The sequence below is a fragment of the Methylobacterium gossipiicola genome (assembly GCF_900113485.1).
GTDB classification, from domain to species: Bacteria; Pseudomonadota; Alphaproteobacteria; order Rhizobiales; family Beijerinckiaceae; genus Methylobacterium; species Methylobacterium gossipiicola.
Genome location: NZ_FOPM01000005.1, coordinates 1 through 18,977, shown reverse-complemented (window position 1 = coordinate 18,977; position 18,977 = coordinate 1). Strand labels below are relative to the sequence as shown.

Here is an 18,977-nt window from a genome sequence, read left to right as displayed (position 1 = left end):
CATCACGACTTGGTTCAGGCGAAGATAGAGCCTTCACGCCATGTCGGACGCCATCACCCGCCGCATCGTGCTGTTTCTCGACGGGACGTGGAGCGACGACAACGGCAAGAGCCCGTTGACGAACATCGTCCGACTGCGCGAGGCCCTGAAGATCGGGATCGACACGCACAAGGCCCAGACCGTGCCGGGCGATGTCCCGGTCGAGGGCCAACGCCTGAAGACCGATCGGGGGGAGATCGAATACGTCGTCTCTTACGATTCCGGCGTGGGAACGGGTCCGTGGGACTGGGTCTCGGGCGGTCTGACCGGCATTGGATTGGACGCCAAGATCCGGCAGGCCTACCGCTTCCTCAGCAAGCATTATCGGCCGGGCGACGAGATCCATCTCATCGGCTTCTCGCGGGGGGCCTACACGGCCCGCAGCATCGTCGGCTATCTGTTCGCCGCGGGGCTGTTGAAGCCCGAGCACTGCACGCAGGAGCGCGAGGAAGAAGCCTGGCGTCACTATCGCACGAGCCCGGTCGACCGGAACTGCGGACATCGGCATGCGCTCGAACCGTTCCTGCATGACGGCGATCGCCTAAGGATCAAGTCCCTGGCCGTGTTCGATACGGTGGGGGCGCTCGGGATTCCGAGCCGCCTTCTCCTCGCGGCGAACCGGCGCTGGTTCGAGTTCCACGACACGCGCTTGTCGTCCATCGTGGAGAACAGCTTCCATGCCGTGGCCATCGACGAACACCGTCCCTCCTTCGAAGCCGCCCTGTGGCACAGGCCGAAGTCAAAATCTGTGACAAACACCCATGTGGAGCAGGTGTGGTTCCCCGGCGCCCATGGCGATATCGGCGGGGGCTATAGCCGGTGGAACGAGGGCGAGGCCGGTCGTCAGGACATCGCGTTCGCGTGGATGCGTCGGCGCCTCGTGGATCACTTGGGCCTCCACTTCGCAGACCTCGACCCGAATGCATCGATCCCGGCCCTACGCTGCGATCCCACCGCGCACCTGACTTCGCCCATCCACCGACCCTGGGACATGGTCGATCACATCCGCTCGCAGGCTGCCCGAGCCATCAACCAGACGCGGCCCCTGGCATCCTATGGCTCTCCCACGAAAGGGCGCGGCACCGTCGCGGTCGGGCTCGTGGCGAACGAGGACCCGATCGGCGAGATGATCCACATCAGCGCCCTGGCCCTCCTCGATGCGGCGGAGGAGCCGACCATCACCCTCGCGTGGGAGAAACTCTCCCGACGCTATCCCTATCGGCCACCGAACCTCATCGCGGTCCTGCCCCTCATCGCGTTCACCTACCGGGCCTGGGACCCGACGGCCTGGGCGATGTGGAAGCCGTATGCCGATGCCATCCCCCGCGTCACCGCAGAGCCCAGAACCCTGTCGATCGTGGGTTGGGACGGGCAGATCCTTCCCGCGCAGCCGCCGGAGGCGTCCGAGGCAGCGTCCGAAGACAACGTGTTCCGCTATCTCGGTTCGGACCCGGCGGCCTTCGGTCTGTCCCGGGCCTCAACCCTTGTTGTCTCGGTCGAACGGGTTCTTGGAGGTCCGGAGCGACAGGCGGATCGGTACGCCGGGTAGCTCGAACGCCTCCCGCAGACCGTTGACGAGGTAGCGGGTGTAGGATTTCGGCAGGCCGTCGAGCTGGTTGCCGAACAGGGCGAAGTGCGGCGGGCGGGCCTTCACCTGGGTGGCGTAGCGGATCTTGATGCGCCGGCCGGACACCGCCGGGGGCGGGTTGCGCTGGGTCGCCTCGCTCAGCCAATCGTTGATGCGCGAGGTTGAGACGCGGGTGTTCCACACCTCCTCGGCGCCGACCACGGCCTGCATGAGCTTGTCGATGCCCTCGCCGGCCAGCCCCGAGAGCGGCACCACGGGCACGCCGCGCACCTGCGGCAGCAGGCGGGTGCAATCCTCGCGCAGCTTCTTCAGGAGGCCGTTCTGGTCGGCCACGAGGTCCCACTTGTTGAGGCCGATGACCAGCGCCCGGCCCTCGCTCTCGATGAGGTCGATGATGGTGAGATCCTGCTTCTCGAACGGGATCGTGGCATCGAGGAGCACCACCACCACCTCGGCGAAGCGCACGGCGCGCAGGCCGTCCGACACGGCAAGCTTCTCGAGCTTGTCGTCGATGCGGGCCTTGCGGCGCATGCCGGCGGTATCGTGGAGCTTGATCCGGCGGCCGCGCCACTCCCAGTCGAGGGAGATCGAGTCGCGGGTGATGCCGGCCTCGGGTCCGACGAGGAGCCGTTCCTCGCCGAGCATCCGGTTGATGAGGGTCGATTTACCCGCATTCGGGCGGCCCACGATGGCGACCTTGAGGGAACGGTCGGACGGGTCCTCGTCCGCGTCGTCCGGGTCCGGCGCCGGCAGGGCCTCGGACAGGGCGTCGTGGAGTTCGCCGATGCCCTCGCCGTGCTCGGCGGAGAACGGGATCGGGTCGCCGAGGCCGAGGGAGAACGCCTCGTAGGCCCCGGTCAGGCCAGCGCCGCTCTCGGCCTTGTTGGCGATGAGGATGACGGGGCAGCCGGCCCGGCGCACGAGTTCGGCGAAGGGCTGGTCGGCGGGCAGGATACCGGCGCGGGCGTCGATGACGAAGAGGACGACGTCGGCCTCCAAGATCGCCGCCTCCGTCTGGGCGCGCATGCGTCCCAGCAGGGAATCGGCATCGGCCTGTTCGAGGCCGGCCGTGTCGATGATCCGGAAGACGAGACCACCGAAGTTGACGTCGCCCTCGCGCCGGTCGCGGGTCACGCCGGGGCGGTCATCCACCAGGGCGAGCTTCTTGCCCACGAGGCGGTTGAAGAGGGTCGACTTGCCGACATTCGGCCGGCCGACGATCGCGACGGTCGGCATGTCCATGGTGTGCTCGATTCAGTCGGTTGGGATCGGGAAGCTTGGATCAGCGCGTGACGGGGGGCGGGGCCGCCGGTTCGGGCGTCGCCGCCGTCACCGTCACGGGGCCACCGGCCACGAGGGCGGCGTAGACCTCGATGCGCTGGCGCAGATTCTGCGGCGCCTGCGGATCGGCGTTGATCTGGTCGAACCAACGCCCGGCCGCGTCGTATTCGCCGCGCCGCAGGGCGACGAGGCCGAGCATCTCGCGGGCGGTGTGGCGGAAAGCGCCGGTCGGCGCGGCGAGGCCCTGGAGGCTCGCCAGCGCCGCATCCGCCTGCGGTCCGTCGAGGCGCAGGAGCGCGGCGCGCAGGCGGGCGAGGTCGCGCAGGGCGTCGCTCACGCCCGTATCGGCCGCGAGGGCGTCGTATTCGGTCGCACCCGCCGCGGCATCGCGCTTCGCGGTCTCGGCGGCGGAACGGAAGCGAGCCAGCAGGCGATAGCCGGCCGGCGCGTCGGCTTCGAGGGCCGCGAAGGCCTTGTCGGCCTCCTCGGTCTTGCCGTCATGGGCGAGGCGATTGGCGGCGTCGAACCGCTCCGAGGCCGCGTCGGCGCGCACCCGCTGGTCGTGCTGCCAGTAGCGCCAGCCGCCGACCCCCGCCACGACGAGGACCGCCACAGCGATGATCGCGCCGCTGTAGCGACGCCAGATCGCGGCGATCTGATCCCGGCGATAGTCCTCGTTGACCTCGCGGATGAACTCGTTGTTCTCGGCCATGCTGCCTCACGCCATCCGGGCACCCGGACGACCACGTCACGAAAGAGGGAGGTCTGCGCCTAGCACAGGCCCGCGCCGTTGGCGACTGGGGTACCGAGCGGTGTCCTCAGGGCTGTTCTGGCTAAGGGCCTGTCAGGCCTGCCCCGGCCAAGCCACGACGCCGATGAGCAGCGGGTGCAGGTACTTGCCGAACACGAACCAGACGATGAAGCCGATGGCCACCGCCAGGGCATCGTTGCGCCATCCGGCGGGCGTGGCCACCGGGCCGTGCTGGGCCGCCACCGCCGTGGGACTGAGCGCCCGGCGCTTGGCGCTGATGCGGGCAACGACGGCCCAGGCCAGGAAGGCGCCGAACAGCAGCATCGAGCCGAGATCGCCGTTGGCGAGGAGATGGGCCGTGGCCCAGATCTTCACGGCGAGCAGCATCGGATGCTTCGCCTTGGCGCGGATATGCCCGGGGAGATACGCCGAGGCCAGGACGATGAAGGCGAGAAGGGTGAGGAGCAGGGCGAGGTGACGGGTCCAGACCGGCGGATTCCACACGGCGATGTAGCCGGACTGGCGATAGAGGTGGAAGCCGTAGGCGATGAGCACGAGGCCGACGAGCGACGCCCCGGTATAGATGAGCTTGTACCGGCTTTCGCCGACCTCTCCGATGATTCCGGCGCGCTTCGTCCGCGCCATGGAAAAGGCGTGCGTGCCGAGAAACAGCACGAGGCCGAGGATGAGGATCAGCATGGCGGGCTTTCACGGTTGAAGATGGGGATGGCCGCGATGTGCGATGCCCCGGCAATCTGTCTGTAACGGTTCAAAACCCAAACTCGCCGGGATGTCCAGGCACACGCGATGACGCGCCGCTTCCTCACCGCCCTGCTGCTTGGCCTCCTCGCGGGCGGGGCGCGGGCCGCCGCCGAGCCGCCGCTCTCGGCTCTGACGCTGATCGGACCGCCGAGCGTGATGTTCAAGGCCGGCCGCGACGCCTGTGATGGCGCCGACGTACCCGACGCTTCGGCCCGCGCCTTTCGCGAGCCGTCGGGGGCGGTCGCGCTCTTCGGGATGCACTATCGCAATCGCGCCCTGCGGGGGCCGTCCCTCGACGCGCTCAAGCTCGACTGCGCCGTGGTCCTCGAGTCCGGTGAGAAACCAGATCCGGCCCTTTACGACGACCGGTCCTGGATCACCGCCACCTGGACGGACGACGGCAAAGCCGTGGCCGCCCTCCTCCACCACGAATATCAGGCGAACGAGCATCCTGGGCGCTGCCGCTCCAAGGTCTATCTGGCGTGCTGGTACAACACCGTGGTGGCCGCCGCCTCCGGGGATGGCGGGCGGCATTTCGCGCGCGGCACGCCGCCCGTGGTGGTGGCCGGGGCGCCGTTCCGCCAGGAGACGGGTCAGGGGCGCCATCGCGGTTTCTTCAACCCGTCGAACATCTTCGGCGACGGGCGCTGGCGCTACATGTTCGCCTCGACCACGGGGTGGGACGTCAGGGGCAGCGACCAAGCCGCCGGGGTCTGCCTGTTCCGAACCGACGATCCGGCCGACCCGACGCGCTGGCGGGCTTGGACCGGCACGGGCTTCACGGCGGCGTTTCCCGATCCGTACGCGAAGGCGGCCCCGACCCCGGCCACCTGCGCGCCCATCGCCCCCTTCCCCACCCCGGTCGGCGCCGTGGTGCGCCATCGCGGCAGCGGCGCCTGGATCGCCGTGTTCATGGCGAAGGCGGCGGAGGCATTCCCCCGATCCGGCTTCTACTGGACGAGTTCGCGCGATCTCCTGACCTGGGACAAGCCGCGCCTGCTCATGGCCGGGGCGACCCTGTACGACGATCCGTGCGCGGCACCGGGCGGCCTCATCGCCTACCCGTCACTCCTCGATCCCACCGCGAGGGGTCGCAACTTCGACGATACCGGCGACTCGGCTTACCTCACCTACGCGACCCTGCGCACGGACGGCTGTCACATCACCTCCGACCGCGACCTCGTGCGGCAGCCCCTCGCCATCAAGGTCTGGCCATAGACTTCGAAGGTCTGTCAGGTGCGTCGCCCTCAGAGCTTGCACGCCCCGGCGAGGGCGGTGTTCTCGGCTTGCGTGAACAGGCGTGAGCGGATGAGGAAGCGCTTATCGCGTCCGTTCTCGAGGGAGAACATGCCGCCGCGCCCGGGCACCACATCGAGGATGAGGTGGGTGTGCTTCCAGACCTCGAATTGCGGCCGGCTGATCCAGAAATCGGCGCCCGCCACGGTTCCGAGATGGACGTCGCTGTCGCCCGTGAGGAACTCGCCCTGCGGGTAGCACATGGGCGATGAGCCGTCGCAGCAACCGCCCGACTGATGGAACATCACGGGCCCATGGTCGGCCCGCAGCTCGTCGATGAGGGCGAGGGCCGCGGGCGTCGCGGTGACGCGCAAGGGGGTGCCGTCGGTGCCTGCCTGATCGGCGGTGGACGGGTCGGAGACGGCGGTGTCACGCATCGGGCAATCCTCACGCGGGGTTTCGAGCCGGGAAATAGGGCGGCGAACGAAAAAGCCCCGGCCTTTCGGCCGGGGCAAGGTGATCTCGGGGGTGAGATTTTTTAAAAGAAGCCGAGCTTCTTGGCCGAGTAGCTGACGAGCATGTTCTTCGTCTGCTGATAGTGATCGAGCATCATCTTGTGGTTCTCACGGCCGATGCCGGACTGCTTGTAGCCGCCGAAGGCCGCGTGGGCCGGATAGGCGTGGTAGCAATTCGTCCAGACGCGGCCGGCCTGAATGGCGCGGCCGAAGCGGTAGGCGCGGGTTCCGTCGCGGGTCCAGACGCCGGCGCCGAGGCCGTAGAGGGTGTCGTTGGCGATGCTGAGCGCATCGGCATCGTCCTTAAAGGTCGTCACCGAGAGGACGGGGCCGAAGATCTCCTCCTGGAAGATCCGCATCTTGTTGTGGCCCTTGAACACCGTCGGCTTCATGTAGAAGCCATCGGCGAACTCACCGTCCTTGACGTTGCGCTCGCCGCCCGTGAGGCATTCGGCGCCTTCCTGACGGCCGATATCGACGTAGCTCAGGATCTTCTCGAGCTGCTCCGAGGACGCCTGGGCGCCGATCATCGTGGCGGGGTCGAGGGGCGAGCCCTGCGTGATCGCCTCGACGCGTTTGATCGCCCGCTCCATGAAGCGGTCGTAGATCGACTCGTGCACGAGGGCGCGGCTCGGGCAGGTGCAGACTTCGCCCTGGTTCAGGGCGAACATGGTGAAGCCTTCCAGCGCCTTGTCGAAGAAGTCGTCGTCCTCGGTGGCGACGTCCGAGAAGAAGATGTTCGGCGACTTACCGCCGAGCTCCAGTGTCACGGGAATCAGGTTCTGCGAGGCGTACTGCATGATGAGGCGACCCGTGGTCGTCTCACCCGTGAACGCGATCTTGGCGATGCGGGGCGAGGAGGCGAGCGGCTTGCCGCATTCGAGGCCGAAGCCGTTGACGATGTTGAGTACGCCCGGCGGCAGCAGGTCGGCGATGAGTTCGGCCACCACGAGGACCGAAGCCGGGGTCTGCTCGGCGGGCTTGAGCACCACGCAGTTGCCGGCGGCGAGGGCGGGCGCGAGCTTCCACACGGCCATCAGGATGGGGAAGTTCCACGGGATGATCTGGCCGACGACGCCCAGGGGCTCGTGGAAGTGGTAGGCTACGGTGTCGTGGTCGATCTCGGAGATCGCGCCTTCCTGCGCCCGCAGGCAGCCGGCGAAGTAGCGCCAATGGTCGATGGCGAGCGGGATATCGGCGTGGGTGGTCTCGCGGATCGGCTTGCCGTTGTCCCAAGTCTCGGCGAGGGCGATGAGATCGAGGTTGTCCTCCATCCGGTCGGCGATTTTGTTGAGGATGCGGGCGCGTTCGGCGGCCGAGGTCCGGCCCCAGGCTTCCTTGGCGGCGTGGGCAGCGTCCAGCGCCTTGTCGACGTCGGCGGCCTCCGAACGAGCGACTTCGCAGATGACGCGGCCGGTGAGCGGCGAGGTGTTCTCGAAGTAGCGGCCGGAGACCGGCGCGACCCACTGGCCGCCGATGAAGTTGTCGTACCGGGCCGAGAACGGCGCCTTGGTACCGGCGTTCAGGAATTCAGGCTTGTTCATGGCTCATTCCTCCGATGTTGTTTTTGTGCGGGTAGACAAGGCCAGCCGGCGGATGGATGCAAGATAGACCTTTGGCCAACCGTGTCTCGGCTTCACCCCTCATGGCGTTCGGGCGTGCGGCGGGATGTTAGATCCGTTGCGGTGCCGCGGCGACCCGGTTTCGGCGCAGGGCCGGACACGGAGGGACGTCGTGAGGGGATGGCCTCGCTCTCGACACCGTGGCGGAACACAGGACGGGGCCGGGCGCTTCGCTCCCACACACTTCACACCATGTCCCGCCCGGTTTCGAGGATCGCTCTTGTCGGTGACCGCTTCGCCTGCCCCGGTGCCCTCCGGCTCCGCCCCCGTCTGGAACGGTCCGCGATTCGGCGAGTTCGTCGGCATCGTCGCCCTGATGATGGCGGTGACGGCCATCTCCATCGACAATCTGCTGCCGGCGTTTCCCCAAATCCAGGCGGAGTTCAGGGTCGCGGACCCGAACAGGCTGCAATGGCTGATCTACATCTACATGATCGGCTTTGGCACGGCGCAGATCGTCTACGGCCCCCTGTCGGACACCTACGGTCGCCGGCCCGTGCTCCTGGCGAGTCTCGCGATCTACGGCGCCGGCACGGTGCTGGCCATGGTGGCGCCCTCCTTCGCCTGGCTTCTCGCCGCCCGGGTACTCCAGGGAATCGGCGCCGCCGGCGGGCGGGTTCTGTCCACCGCCATCGTACGCGACCGCTTCGCCGGGCGCGAGATGGCGAGTGTGATGTCGCTCATCATGATGGTGTTCCTCATCGTGCCGATGATCGCCCCGGCCATCGGCGGCGCCATGCTGCACCTCGGCTCGTGGCATTACGTCTTCGTGTCGATGCTGGCATTGGCCGGCCTTCTCGTGGCGTGGTTCACCCTACGCATGCCTGAGACCCTGCATCCCGCGTACCGGCGGCCGTTCTCCTTGCCGGCGGTGGGGCGCGCCGTCTCGCTCACGTTCCGCAACCGCGCCGCCGTCGGTTACGCCACGGCGCTCGGCCTGCTGACGGGGTGCATCATGGGCTATGTCGGCTCGGCCCAGCAGGTGTTCGACACCGGGTTGTACCATCTCGGTGCCCTGTTCCCCCTCGCCTTCGGGCTCGTGGCCGGCGCCATGGGGGCCGCGACCCTCGTCAACGCCCGCCTCGTGCGCCGGATCGGGATGCGGCCCCTGTCGCATGCGGGGCTCACCGCCTTCGTGATCGTCGCCGCCGGACAGGTGATGGTGGGCCTCGCCTATGGCGGACGGCCGCCGCTGGCGCTGTTCCTCGGCATCCTCGCCGCCAACCAGTTCCTGCTCAGCTTCGCCATGCCGAACTTCAACGCCCTGGCGTTGCAGCCGCTCGGCGAGATCGCCGGCACGGCCTCGTCGTTCCTCGGCTTCTACACGACGATCCTCGGCGCCCTGTGCGGCTTCCTCATCGGGCAGGCCTTCGACGGCACGGTGCTGCCCATCGGCTTCGGCTATGCCGGGCTCGGCGCCCTCGCCCTCGTCGTGGTGGCGTGGACGGAGCATGGGCGGCTGTATCGCGGCGGTGTGTCGGGGTGAGGGCTTAACCTCGTCTTCAAACCCTCGGGGTCATGGTTTGTTCTCAATCGAACAGACGGAGCCCCCGACGTGCCCGGCCGTATCCATGACGGAACGCTTCTCCTCGCGCGGCTGCTCCTCGCCGCCGCCCTGTTGCCGACGGGAATCGCCCGGGCCCTGAACGTCGCGGGCTTCGCCCTGACGTTGGCCGGCACCGGCCTGCCCTCCCCCAACCTCGTGGCGACGTTCGCCGTCGTCGTGCAGGTATTCGGCCCCCTCGCCCTCGTCGTCGGAGTGCTGCCGCGCGCCACGGGCGGCGCGCTCGCGGCCTTCGCCTTGGCCATGGCGGTGCTGCTGCATCCGTTCTGGCTGTTCTCCGGCCCGGCGGCCATCGCGGAGCGTACCCTGATGCTCGCGGATCTGGGCCTCGCCGGAGGCTTCCTCATCTACGCCCTGACGGGTCCCGGCGCCTGGAGCTGGCAGGGCTGGCGGGCGAGCCGTCTCTTCCAGGCCCCGGCCCGCCCGGCTCAGCCCAAGTCCGCCGCGCCCAAAGCTGCCGCCGCGCCCAAAGCCGCGGCCGCGAAGGCCCCCCGGCCAAAGCGCCCGTCCACGCGCGCGCCGGCGCGCACAGCCGCCTGACCTACGGAACGACCCGGCCCGGCGCCGCCTCGCGCCGGCGCTGACCGGACACCTCGGCGCCGGCATCCGGCGCGAGGCGGCGGAAGGCGAACACCGACAGGACCGAGATCGCCGCCACGGCGTAGAAGGCGAACGGAAAATCCTCCGCCCGGATTTCGGTGCGGCCGTGCCAGCCGGCCGCCCCCTCGAGGGCCAGCGCCCCGAACGAGACGCCGAGGCTGAGCGACAATTGCTGAGCGACGCTGGCGAGGCTCGTTCCCGCGCTCATGTCCTTGGCGTCGAGGTCGGCATACGCAATGGCGTTGACGCAGGTGAATTGCAGCGACCGCACACAGCCGCCCACCAGCAGGATACAGACCATGACCGGGTGCGGCGTCTGCGCCGTGAACAACCCGTTCACCGCGAGGAAGCCCGACGCGACGACGGCGTTGACGAGCATCACCGGCCGGAAGCCGTAGGTCCGCAGGATACGTGGACCGACCAGCTTGATCAGGAGGGCGCCGGCCGCCGCCGCGAAGGTCAGCAGCCCCGATTGCAGGGGATCGAGGCCGAACCCGATCTGCAGCATCAGGGGTAGCAGAAATGGAATCGCCCCCGTGCCGATGCGAAACAGGCTGCCGCCCGTCACCGCCGCGCGGAACGTCGGATAGCGCAGGAGATCGAGCCGGATCACCGGATGCGCCACCCGGCGCGAATGGCGGAGGTACAGCGCCAGGAGCACGATCCCGGCGGCGAGGCATCCCCACGACACGCCCTCCGGCAGGAGGTGCCGGCCCGTCGAGGCAAGGCCGAGCATCAGAATCGCGAGGCCGAGACCGGAAAGAAGGAACCCGACGATGTCGAGGGGCGGCCGCGCCGGTTCGCGGACATTCTCGAAGAAGACGGTTGCGAGTCCGATCCCGGCGATCCCGATGGGGATGTTGATGAGGAAGATCCAGCGCCAGTCGAACGCCGTGGTGATGAACCCGCCCAGCGGCGGCCCCATGATCGGCCCAATGAGGGCGGGAATTGTGAGGTAGGCGAGCGCGCTGACGAGTTCGTTTTTCGGCACGCTGCGCAGGATCACGAGACGGCCGACCGGCACCATCATGGCGCCACCGATGCCCTGGAGGAAGCGGGCCGCGACGAAGCCCGCAAGGGAACTCGAGGCGGCGCAGGCCAGGGAGCCGGCCATGAACACCCCGAGGGCCGCCCGAAATACCGTGCGGGCGCCGTAGCGGTCGGCGGCCCAGCCGCTGATGGGAATGAAGATCGCGAGGCTGACGAGGTAGGCCGTCAGGGCGAGCTTGAGGGCAATGGGATCCTCGTTCAGGCTTCGGGCGATGGCGGGCAAGGCCGTGGCGATCACCGTCGCGTCGGTGTTCTCCATGAACAGGGCCGTGGCGACGACGAGGGGGACGATCTGAGACGGGCGCATCGGAGGGCAAGAAGTCTTCTGGGCGCGTACGGGTTGCGTATCGGCGCTGGAAAAGTCGCGTTACAGCGCGAAAGAGCAGCACTTATTGCTGCATCATGGATGAAATCGGGGCGGCCAAACGCGTAAACCCGGCGTGGCGCTTGCGCCACAGGCCGGCGCCACCGGGCCGGTGGCGGGCCGAAGACCTTTCCCCCGGGTCGCCGGCCCCGCTAAGCTGTCGCCCAGCATGGACGGGTTTGCGCCGGTCGCGGACAGACAGTCCCGAACGTTCGCAAGAGCCGTCCCTTTCGTCCTTCGGTCAAGGTTCCTGGATGCCCTCGCGCTTCAAACGTCGTCTCCGGGTGCCGGGCATGAGCGCCGGTCTGGCCCTGCTTCTGGCCATGTCCGGCTGCGGCACGGTCCTTCTCAACGACACCGGTTCCCTGAGCCGTTACGACCGCCTCGTCAGCAGCGACGAGGTCGCGACCCGGGCGAAAATGTACATGGATCGCGCCGCCATGGCCCGCGCCCGCACGGTGCGGATCGTGCCGACGGCGTTCTCCGAGGCCGTGTCGGGTCCGGGCCTGACCCCCGTCGAGCGCCGCCTCGTCGCCAACGCCGCCGACCGCGCACTCTGTTACGAGCTGTCCCTGCGCTACGACGTGGTTTCGGGCCGCAAGGCGGATCTCACCGTGCGGGCCGCCGTGACCCGCATCGAACTCACGGGTCTCGTCGGTGCCGGCACCACCATCGCCACTTCGGCGGGCGTCAGCATCGCGTCGCAGGCGGGCGTGGGCTTTGCCACCTCCATCGGCCGCGTTCCGATTCCCCGCCTGCCCATCGGCCTCGGCAGCCTCACCATCGAGGCCGAGGCCCTCGACGGACGCAACGAGCAGCGCGCCGCCATGGTGTGGGGCGGAGCCGCCAACTCGTTCACGAGCCAGCCGCGCTTCTCGCCCATCTCCGACGCCTACGACCTCGCCGGCGATTTCGGCCAGGATTGGGGCGGCTACCTCGTGACCGGCGTCGATCCGTTCAAGGCGCCCCTGGCGATCCCGAGCTACGACCGCATCCGCGTCACGACGCTCGGCGAAGCACCCCTCGATCCCGATTGCGAGGCGTTCGGCCGCGCCCCGGGCCTCGACGGCATCGCCGCCGACTACATTGGCCTGCCGCCGGAATACACCGACAAGGGGCCGACCGCCCCGGTCAACTGAAGCGATCCGGCCGAAGCCATGCGGCCGGGGGATATCCCCCCGCATCCGGAGATTCCGCCTTTGCGCGGGTCGGGCTCGCATGATACTGGCCCGTGCCAACTCGATGACGCCGGAGCCGGCGTCTCAGGCCCGTTTGGGAGTTGGTTCATGGCCCGCATCACCGCAGATTCCATCATCGAGGGCCTGACCTTCGACGACGTCCTCCTGCGACCCGCCGCCTCTTCGGTGATGCCCACGGAAGTGAGCGTGGCGAGCCGCCTCACCCGATCCATCCACCTCAATCTGCCGATCCTCGCCTCCGCCATGGACACCGTGACGGAAGCGCCCATGGCCATCGCCATGGCGCAGAACGGCGGCATGGGCGTCATCCACCGCAACCTCGAGCCGGAGGAGCAGGCCGAGCAGGTTCGCCTCGTCAAGAAGTACGAGTCGGGCATGGTGCTCAACCCCATCACCATCCACCCCGACGAGACCCTGGCCGACGCCTTCGCGCTGATGAAGCGCAACCGCATCTCCGGCATCCCGGTGGTCGAGCGCGGCCCCAACGGCTCGCGCGGCAAGCTCGTCGGCATCCTCACCAACCGGGACGTCCGCTTCGCCACCAATCCGGGCGAAACCGTCGCCGAACTCATGACCCGGGACCGGCTCATCACCGTGCGCGAGGGCGTGAACCAGGACGAGGCCAAGCGCCTCCTACATCAGTTCCGCATCGAGAAGCTTCTGGTGGTGGACGACCACTACCGCTGCATCGGCCTCATCACCGTCAAGGACATCGAGAAGCAGGTCGCGTATCCGGGCGCCGTCAAGGACGAGCAGGGCCGTCTGCGCGTCGCCGCCGCCACCACCACGGGCGATGGCGGCTTCGAGCGGGCCGAGCGCCTCATCGACGCCGGCTGCGACGTGGTGGTGGTCGACACCGCCCACGGCCACTCGATCAAGGTGCTCGACGCCGTGCGCCGGGTGAAGCAACTCTCCAACACCGTGCAGATCGTCGCCGGCAACGTCGCCACCCGCGACGGCGCCCAGGCCCTCATCGATGCGGGCGCGGACGCCATCAAGGTCGGCATCGGCCCCGGCTCCATCTGCACCACCCGCATCGTCGCGGGTGTCGGCGTGCCCCAGCTCACCGCCCTGATGGAGGCCGTGGAGGCCGCTGACCGGGCCGACGTGCCGGTCATCGCCGATGGCGGGATCAAGTATTCGGGCGATCTCGCCAAGGCCATCGCGGCCGGCGCCTCCGTCGCCATGCTGGGATCGCTGCTGGCGGGCACCGACGAGGCCCCCGGCGAAGTGTTCCTGCACCAGGGTCGCTCCTACAAGAGCTACCGGGGCATGGGCTCGGTGGGCGCCATGGCACGCGGCTCGGCCGATCGCTACTTCCAGGCCGAGGTCAACGACACCCACAAGCTCGTGCCGGAGGGCATCGAGGGTCAGGTCCCCTACAAGGGGCCGGTGGCGGCGGTGCTGCACCAGCTCGCCGGCGGCCTGCGCGCCGCCATGGGCTATGTCGGCGCTCCGACCATTCCGGAGTTCCAGGACAAGGCGCAGTTCGTCCGCATCACCAATGCGGGCCTGCGGGAGAGCCACGTCCACGACGTGACCATCACCCGCGAGAGCCCGAACTATCCCGGCCGCGCCTGACACTCAAAGTCCGGAACAGGAGCAGTCCCATGCGCGTGCTCGTCGTCGGTGCCGGAGCCACCGGAGGGTATTTCGGAGCGCGTCTCGCCGAGATCGGGCGGGACGTGACCTTCCTCGTGCGCCCGGCCCGCGCCGAAAAGCTTGCCGCCTCGGGCCTCCGGGTGAAGAGCCCGCATGGCGACTTGACCATCCCGGCGCCCAAGACCGTGACGGCCGCAGCCCTGCCGGAGGCCGGGGCCTTCGACCTCGTGTTCCTGAGCTGCAAGGCCTACGACCTCGACGCGGCCTTGAACGATGTCGCCCCGGCGGTCGGACCCGACACCGCGATCCTGCCCGTCCTCAACGGCCTGCGCCACCTCGATGCCCTCGACGACCGGTTCGGAGCGGAGCGGGTGCTCGGCGGCACCTGCGCCATCGCGGCGACGCTGGGGGCCGACGGCACCGTCCACCAGATGAACGACCTCCACACCCTCACCTACGGCGAGCGTGACGGCAGCCTGTCGCCGCGCATCGAGGCCATCGATGCCCTGATGCAGGGCGCCACCTTCGAGCCGCGCCTCAGCCGCACCATGCTGCTGGAAATGTGGGAGAAGTGGACGTTCCTGGCGACGCTCGCCGGTTCCACCTGCCTCATGCGGGCGACCATCGGCGATATCGTCGCGGCCCCAGGCGGCCGGGCCTTCATCGAGGCCCTGCTGGAGGAATGCCGGAGCATCGCGGAAGCCTCCGGCCACGCTCCCAGAGAAAAATTCTTGGGCCGCACCCGCGCCACCCTCACGGCGGAGGGCTCAGGCTTCACCGCCTCGATGCTGCGCGACATCGAGAACAAGGCACGGATCGAGGCCGACCAGATCATCGGCGATCTCATCGCCCGCGCGCCCGACACGGTCGGGCATCCGCTGCTCGACCGCGTCTACACGCATCTGAAAGCCTATGAGGCCCGCCGCGCCCGCGAAGACGCGTAGCACGGCCCAGCGAAGAGCCGCCAGGGCTCTGCCCTGGACCCGCAAAGGGCTTAGCCCTTTGAACCCGATATTAGTAGCGCGGGCCGGGCGGGGGCGGATTGCCGTATTCGAGCTGCGTCTTGGCATCGGGCCGGCGCGGTGGCGGGGTCGGATCGGTGGCCGCCGGGGCCGTCGCGCAGGCGGCGACGAAGAGCATCACGAGGCCGGCGAGGCCGAGATGGATGACGGGGGGCATGGGGTTCTCTAAAGCTCCGGGCGCCGGACGAGGCGGCCCCACTCCCGGTCTGATCTGAAAATGTGACCCAGCCTCGTCACAAGCGTGGCCGTATCGCGGCGTCGCCGCAACCCGAAGGAATTTCACCCTGACGCCCCCCGCCCGCCTCTCCGCCGCCATCGAAGTCCTCGCCGACATCGCCGCGCGCCGCCGTCCCGCCGCCGATGCCCTGAAGGATTGGGGCCTCGCCCACCGCTTCGCCGGCTCCGGCGACCGCGCCGCCATCGCCAGCCTCGTCTATGACGCCCTGCGCCGCCGTGCCTCGGCCGCCTGGATCATGGATGACGACGCCCCGCGCGCCCTGGTGGCCGGCATGTTGCGTCTGCAATACGGTGTCGCCGCCCCAACCATCGCCGGCCTGTTCTCCGGCGAACGCTTCGCGCCTGAGCCCCTGTCCGATCACGAGCGCGGCCGCCTCACGGACATCACCCTCACGGATGCCCCCGACCATGTCGCCGGCGACGTCCCCGAATGGGTCCTGCCCGCCCTCGAGAAGACGTTCGGTGCCGCCCTCCTCGACGAAACGCGCGCCTTGGCGCGTCGGGCGCCCCTCGATATCCGCATCAACACCCTCAAGCATAGTCGCGAGGTGGCCATGGGGGGCCTGACCCACCTCGCCCCCGTGGCGACGCCGCATGCCCCCAACGGCCTGCGCATCCCCATCGGCGAGGACGGACGTGGCCCGGCCCTCCACGTCGAGCCCGAATTCCTGGATGGTTGGTACGAGATTCAGGACGAGGGCTCGCAGCTTGCGAGCCTCCTCTCCGGTGCGCGGCCCGGTGAGACCATCGTCGACCTCTGCGCCGGCGGCGGCGGCAAAACCTTAAGTCTCGCGGCGATGATGGCCAATGACGGTCGCCTGATCGCCAGCGACGACGATCCGCGTCGCCTCGCCCCCATCCACGAGCGCCTGCGCCGGGCCGGGGCAAAGGCGGAAGTTCGCACGCCGCGCGGCGGCCGGGCGCGCGCGGACGTCCTCGGCGACCTCGACGGCACCGTCGACCGGGTCCTCGTGGATGCGCCCTGCACCGGAGCCGGTACCTGGCGGCGCAATCCCGACGCCAAGTGGCGGATGCGCCCGGGGGCGCTGGCCGCCCGCGTCAATGAGCAAGCGGCGGTCCTCGACCGGGCCGGGCTCCTCGTCCGGCCGGGCGGGCGCATCACCTACATCACCTGCTCGCTGTTGCCCGACGAGAACGACGCGGCGGTGGCGGGCTTTCTTGCCCGCACGGGCGCGGCTTTCCAGGTCCTACCAGCCGCCGAAGTGGTCAGGGCGACGAAATCCGATCTCGCGCCCTTCCTCCGCTTCACCGACCATGGCCTGCAGATGAGTCCGGCCCTGACCGGAACGGACGGGTTCTACGTCGCCACCCTGGAGCGCCGGGCCTGAGGGGAGCGCATCCCCAGCCCATCGCGGGCCGGAGGGCGACCTCTCCGTTGCACCGCGCCGACGCCTCGTCTAACTCCGGTTCCATGAATACCGACCACGACAAGATCCTCATCGTCGATTTCGGCTCGCAGGTGACGCAGCTCATCGCGCGGCGCGTCCGCGAGGAGGGCGTGTATTGCGAAATCGTGCCGTTCACGAAGGCGGCCGAAGCCTTTGCGGAGAGCCGACCCAAGGGTGTCATCCTTTCGGGCGGCCCCGAATCGGTCACCACCGACGCCTCGCCGCGCACCCCGCAAATCGTGTTCGATTCGGGCGTGCCGGTCTTCGGCATCTGCTACGGCCAGCAGACCATGGCGGCGCAGCTCGGCGGTGAGGTCGAGGCCGGACACCATGCCGAGTTCGGCCGCGCCGAAATTCAGATCCTGTCCGACTGCCCCCTGTTCAAGGGCGTCTGGCATGTCGGGGAGCACTACCCCGTCTGGATGAGCCACGGCGACCGGGTGACGAAGCTGCCCGACGGCTTCACCACGGTGGCGATGTCGCCGAACGCGCCGTTCGCGGCGGTTGCCGATGAATCGCGGCACTACTACGCGGTCCAGTTCCATCCGGAAGTGGCGCATACCCCCCACGGCGCCCTCCTCATCCGCAACTTCGTGCGGGACATCGCCGGCTGCTCCGGGGACTGGACCATGGGCGCCTATCGCGAGGAGGCCATCGCCAAGATCCGCGAGCAGGTCGGGTCCGAAAAAGTGATCTGCGGCCTGTCCGGCGGCGTCGATTCCTCCGTGGCGGCGGTTCTCATCCATGAAGCCATCGGTGATCAGCTCACCTGCGTGTTCGTCGATCACGGACTTTTGCGCCTGGGCGAGGCCGAGGAGGTCGTGCGCCTGTTCCGCGACCACTACAATATTCCCCTCGTGCACGTGCAGGCGCAGGAGCTGTTCCTCGGCGAACTCGAGGGCGTCAGCGATCCGGAGATCAAGCGCAAGACCATCGGTCGCCTGTTCATCGACGTGTTCGACGCGGAGGCGAAGAAGATCGGCGGCGCCAAGTTCCTGGCCCAGGGTACCCTTTACCCGGACGTGATCGAGAGCGTGTCGTTCACCGGTGGCCCCTCGGTGACCATCAAGAGCCACCACAATGTCGGCGGCCTCCCCGAGCGCATGAACATGCAGCTCGTCGAGCCCCTGCGGGAGTTGTTCAAGGATGAGGTCCGGGTGCTCGGCGAGGAGCTCGGCCTACCGGAAGCCTTCGTCGGCCGCCACCCCTTCCCGGGGCCGGGCCTCGCCATCCGCTGCCCCGGCACCATTACGGGCGAGAAGCTCGAAGCCCTGCGCAAGGCTGACGCGATCTACCTCGACGAGATCCGCAAGGCGGGTCTGTACGATACCATCTGGCAGGCCTTCGCGGTGATCCTGCCGGTGAAGACGGTCGGGGTGATGGGCGACGGCCGCACCTACGACCACGTCTGCGCCCTGCGGGCCGTCACCTCGGTGGACGGGATGACGGCGGATTTCTACCCCTTCGATATGGCCTTCCTCGGCCGGGTCGCGACCCGCATCATCAATGAGGTCAAGGGTATCAACCGCGTGACCTACGACATCACCTCGAAGCCGCCCGGCACCATCGAGTGGGAATGATGTGGTCGGCGCCCGGCAGCATGCTACAACGCGACATAAATAATCGAGATAGCTAGTGCAGTGACGCGGACGGAGGATTCACAGGCTGGGTGAGGTCTGCGAGTTTGGGCCATGGCTCAGACTGTCTGCGTACTTCCCGATGGGGTCGACACGGCCCGGCTCACTGCGATCGCAGTGATCGCTCCCGTCCGCTGAAGCACATTGAGCGCGCCCTCATCGTCCTGTTCTCAGCCGAGCGCCTAGGGCCTGTCGTCGCTTGAACGGATTGGCGCGTTTTGCGTTTTCGTCTCTCTGATTGCGGGAGGGACGATGCTGAGCGACGCGCAATGGTCTGAACTGGAGCCTCTGGTCGAGGCGTGCCGGCCCAAGGCCAAGACGCCGCCGCAGGACCTGCAACGCACGCTCTCGGCGATCCTGTGGCGGCATCGGAACGGCGCCAAATGGCGGGCGATCCCGGAGGAACTGGGTCCGTGGTGGCGGGCCGCCCAGATCTTCATCCGCTGGTCCCGGGCCGGTGTCTGGGAGCGGCTGCTCAGCCTGGTGCAGGAGCGCGGCG

General features: G+C 68.6%; 17 protein-coding genes. 10 read left to right on the top strand and 7 right to left on the bottom strand.

Going from position 1 to position 18,977, the window contains the following annotated elements:
- Positions 1–40: 40 nt before the first annotated feature.
- On the top strand, positions 41–1,588 hold the full coding sequence (locus BM249_RS05490) for a DUF2235 domain-containing protein (RefSeq protein WP_091969776.1): 1,548 nt from the start codon (positions 41–43) through the stop codon (positions 1,586–1,588).
- On the opposite strand, the gene der is transcribed toward BM249_RS05490, so the two are convergent.
- The 3 genes from der to BM249_RS05475 all read right to left on the bottom strand — a co-directional run bounded on the left by der (position 1,517) and on the right by BM249_RS05475 (position 4,358).
- A complete protein-coding gene (der, locus tag BM249_RS05485; protein ID WP_091969774.1) occupies positions 1,517–2,869 on the bottom strand; it encodes a ribosome biogenesis GTPase Der in 1,353 nt (450 codons plus the stop codon). The two genes, BM249_RS05490 and der, sit on opposite strands and share 72 nt — an antisense overlap.
- A 40-nt stretch (positions 2,870–2,909) precedes the next feature.
- Positions 2,910–3,620, bottom strand: coding sequence for a tetratricopeptide repeat protein (locus BM249_RS05480; RefSeq protein ID WP_091969772.1), 711 nt, complete (start codon positions 3,618–3,620; stop codon positions 2,910–2,912).
- 132 nt (positions 3,621–3,752) lie between these two features.
- The gene (locus BM249_RS05475; RefSeq protein WP_091969770.1) at positions 3,753–4,358 is read right to left on the bottom strand and encodes an NnrU family protein; all 606 of its coding nucleotides are present in this window, start codon (positions 4,356–4,358) and stop codon (positions 3,753–3,755) included.
- A gap of 108 nt (positions 4,359–4,466) precedes the next feature.
- Between BM249_RS05475 and BM249_RS05470 the strand changes: the two genes are divergently transcribed.
- Entirely contained in the window at positions 4,467–5,639 is a 1,173-nt protein-coding gene (locus tag BM249_RS05470; protein WP_091969768.1) for a hypothetical protein, read from the top strand.
- Positions 5,640–5,668: 29 nt separating this feature from the next.
- Here the strand turns inward: BM249_RS05470 and BM249_RS05465 are convergent, their stop codons facing one another.
- Positions 5,669–6,094 carry a DUF779 domain-containing protein gene (locus BM249_RS05465; RefSeq protein ID WP_091969766.1) on the bottom strand — a complete coding sequence of 142 codons (426 nt, stop codon included), beginning with the start codon at positions 6,092–6,094 and terminating at the stop codon, positions 5,669–5,671.
- A 101-nt stretch (positions 6,095–6,195) separates the two neighbouring features.
- Positions 6,196–7,716: an aldehyde dehydrogenase gene (adh, locus tag BM249_RS05460; protein WP_091969763.1), complete on the bottom strand. Its 1,521-nt coding sequence runs from the start codon at positions 7,714–7,716 to the stop codon at positions 6,196–6,198.
- A gap of 394 nt (positions 7,717–8,110) precedes the next feature.
- Here adh and BM249_RS05455 point away from each other — a divergent pair, with 394 nt between their 5' ends.
- Positions 8,111–9,280 (top strand): multidrug effflux MFS transporter, encoded by a 1,170-nt coding sequence (locus BM249_RS05455; protein ID WP_091970099.1) that lies wholly within the window; start codon positions 8,111–8,113, stop codon positions 9,278–9,280.
- A gap of 69 nt (positions 9,281–9,349) precedes the next feature.
- On the top strand, positions 9,350–9,898 hold the full coding sequence (locus tag BM249_RS05450; protein WP_091969760.1) for a DoxX family protein: 549 nt from the start codon (positions 9,350–9,352) through the stop codon (positions 9,896–9,898).
- Between the two features lies 1 nt (position 9,899).
- Here BM249_RS05450 and BM249_RS05445 read toward each other — a convergent pair whose 3' ends face one another.
- Entirely contained in the window at positions 9,900–11,315 is a 1,416-nt protein-coding gene (locus BM249_RS05445; RefSeq protein ID WP_091969757.1) for an MFS transporter, read from the bottom strand.
- A gap of 311 nt (positions 11,316–11,626) precedes the next feature.
- On the opposite strand from BM249_RS05445, the gene BM249_RS05440 reads away from it, so the two are divergent.
- The 3 genes from BM249_RS05440 to panE all read left to right on the top strand — a co-directional run bounded on the left by BM249_RS05440 (position 11,627) and on the right by panE (position 15,117).
- A complete protein-coding gene (locus BM249_RS05440) occupies positions 11,627–12,511 on the top strand; it encodes a DUF3313 domain-containing protein (RefSeq protein WP_091969754.1) in 885 nt (294 codons plus the stop codon).
- A gap of 147 nt (positions 12,512–12,658) precedes the next feature.
- The gene (gene guaB / locus BM249_RS05435; protein ID WP_091969752.1) at positions 12,659–14,152 is read left to right on the top strand and encodes an IMP dehydrogenase; all 1,494 of its coding nucleotides are present in this window, start codon (positions 12,659–12,661) and stop codon (positions 14,150–14,152) included.
- Between the two features lie 29 nt (positions 14,153–14,181).
- Complete coding sequence (gene panE / locus BM249_RS05430) at positions 14,182–15,117, top strand: 2-dehydropantoate 2-reductase (protein ID WP_091969750.1); 936 nt, start codon at positions 14,182–14,184, stop codon at positions 15,115–15,117.
- A 70-nt stretch (positions 15,118–15,187) separates the two neighbouring features.
- On the opposite strand, the gene BM249_RS21565 is transcribed toward panE, so the two are convergent.
- Positions 15,188–15,352: a hypothetical protein gene (locus BM249_RS21565; RefSeq protein WP_177232330.1), complete on the bottom strand. Its 165-nt coding sequence runs from the start codon at positions 15,350–15,352 to the stop codon at positions 15,188–15,190.
- A gap of 127 nt (positions 15,353–15,479) precedes the next feature.
- Here BM249_RS21565 and BM249_RS05425 point away from each other — a divergent pair, with 127 nt between their 5' ends.
- The 3 genes from BM249_RS05425 to BM249_RS05415 form a co-directional block, all read left to right on the top strand.
- A complete protein-coding gene (locus tag BM249_RS05425; protein ID WP_091969747.1) occupies positions 15,480–16,781 on the top strand; it encodes an RsmB/NOP family class I SAM-dependent RNA methyltransferase in 1,302 nt (433 codons plus the stop codon).
- Between the two features lie 83 nt (positions 16,782–16,864).
- A complete protein-coding gene (gene guaA / locus BM249_RS05420) occupies positions 16,865–18,421 on the top strand; it encodes a glutamine-hydrolyzing GMP synthase (RefSeq protein ID WP_091969744.1) in 1,557 nt (518 codons plus the stop codon).
- Between the two features lie 309 nt (positions 18,422–18,730).
- Positions 18,731–18,977, top strand: a 247-nt coding sequence (locus BM249_RS05415) for a transposase (RefSeq protein WP_143103690.1), incomplete at its 3' end; no start/stop codon positions are given.

Coding starts and splice junctions, on each gene's coding strand:
- BM249_RS05490 (WP_091969776.1), top strand. CDS start 41: ATGTCGGACGCCATCACCCGCCGCATCGTGCTGTTTCTCGACGGGACG.
- der (WP_091969774.1), bottom strand. CDS start 2,869: ATGGACATGCCGACCGTCGCGATCGTCGGCCGGCCGAATGTCGGCAAG.
- BM249_RS05480 (WP_091969772.1), bottom strand. CDS start 3,620: ATGGCCGAGAACAACGAGTTCATCCGCGAGGTCAACGAGGACTATCGC.
- BM249_RS05475 (WP_091969770.1), bottom strand. CDS start 4,358: ATGCTGATCCTCATCCTCGGCCTCGTGCTGTTTCTCGGCACGCACGCC.
- BM249_RS05470 (WP_091969768.1), top strand. CDS start 4,467: ATGACGCGCCGCTTCCTCACCGCCCTGCTGCTTGGCCTCCTCGCGGGC.
- BM249_RS05465 (WP_091969766.1), bottom strand. CDS start 6,094: ATGCGTGACACCGCCGTCTCCGACCCGTCCACCGCCGATCAGGCAGGC.
- adh (WP_091969763.1), bottom strand. CDS start 7,716: ATGAACAAGCCTGAATTCCTGAACGCCGGTACCAAGGCGCCGTTCTCG.
- BM249_RS05455 (WP_091970099.1), top strand. CDS start 8,111: ATGATGGCGGTGACGGCCATCTCCATCGACAATCTGCTGCCGGCGTTT.
- BM249_RS05445 (WP_091969757.1), bottom strand. CDS start 11,315: ATGCGCCCGTCTCAGATCGTCCCCCTCGTCGTCGCCACGGCCCTGTTC.
- BM249_RS05440 (WP_091969754.1), top strand. CDS start 11,627: ATGCCCTCGCGCTTCAAACGTCGTCTCCGGGTGCCGGGCATGAGCGCC.
- guaB (WP_091969752.1), top strand. CDS start 12,659: ATGGCCCGCATCACCGCAGATTCCATCATCGAGGGCCTGACCTTCGAC.
- panE (WP_091969750.1), top strand. CDS start 14,182: ATGCGCGTGCTCGTCGTCGGTGCCGGAGCCACCGGAGGGTATTTCGGA.
- BM249_RS21565 (WP_177232330.1), bottom strand. CDS start 15,352: ATGCCCCCCGTCATCCATCTCGGCCTCGCCGGCCTCGTGATGCTCTTC.
- guaA (WP_091969744.1), top strand. CDS start 16,865: ATGAATACCGACCACGACAAGATCCTCATCGTCGATTTCGGCTCGCAG.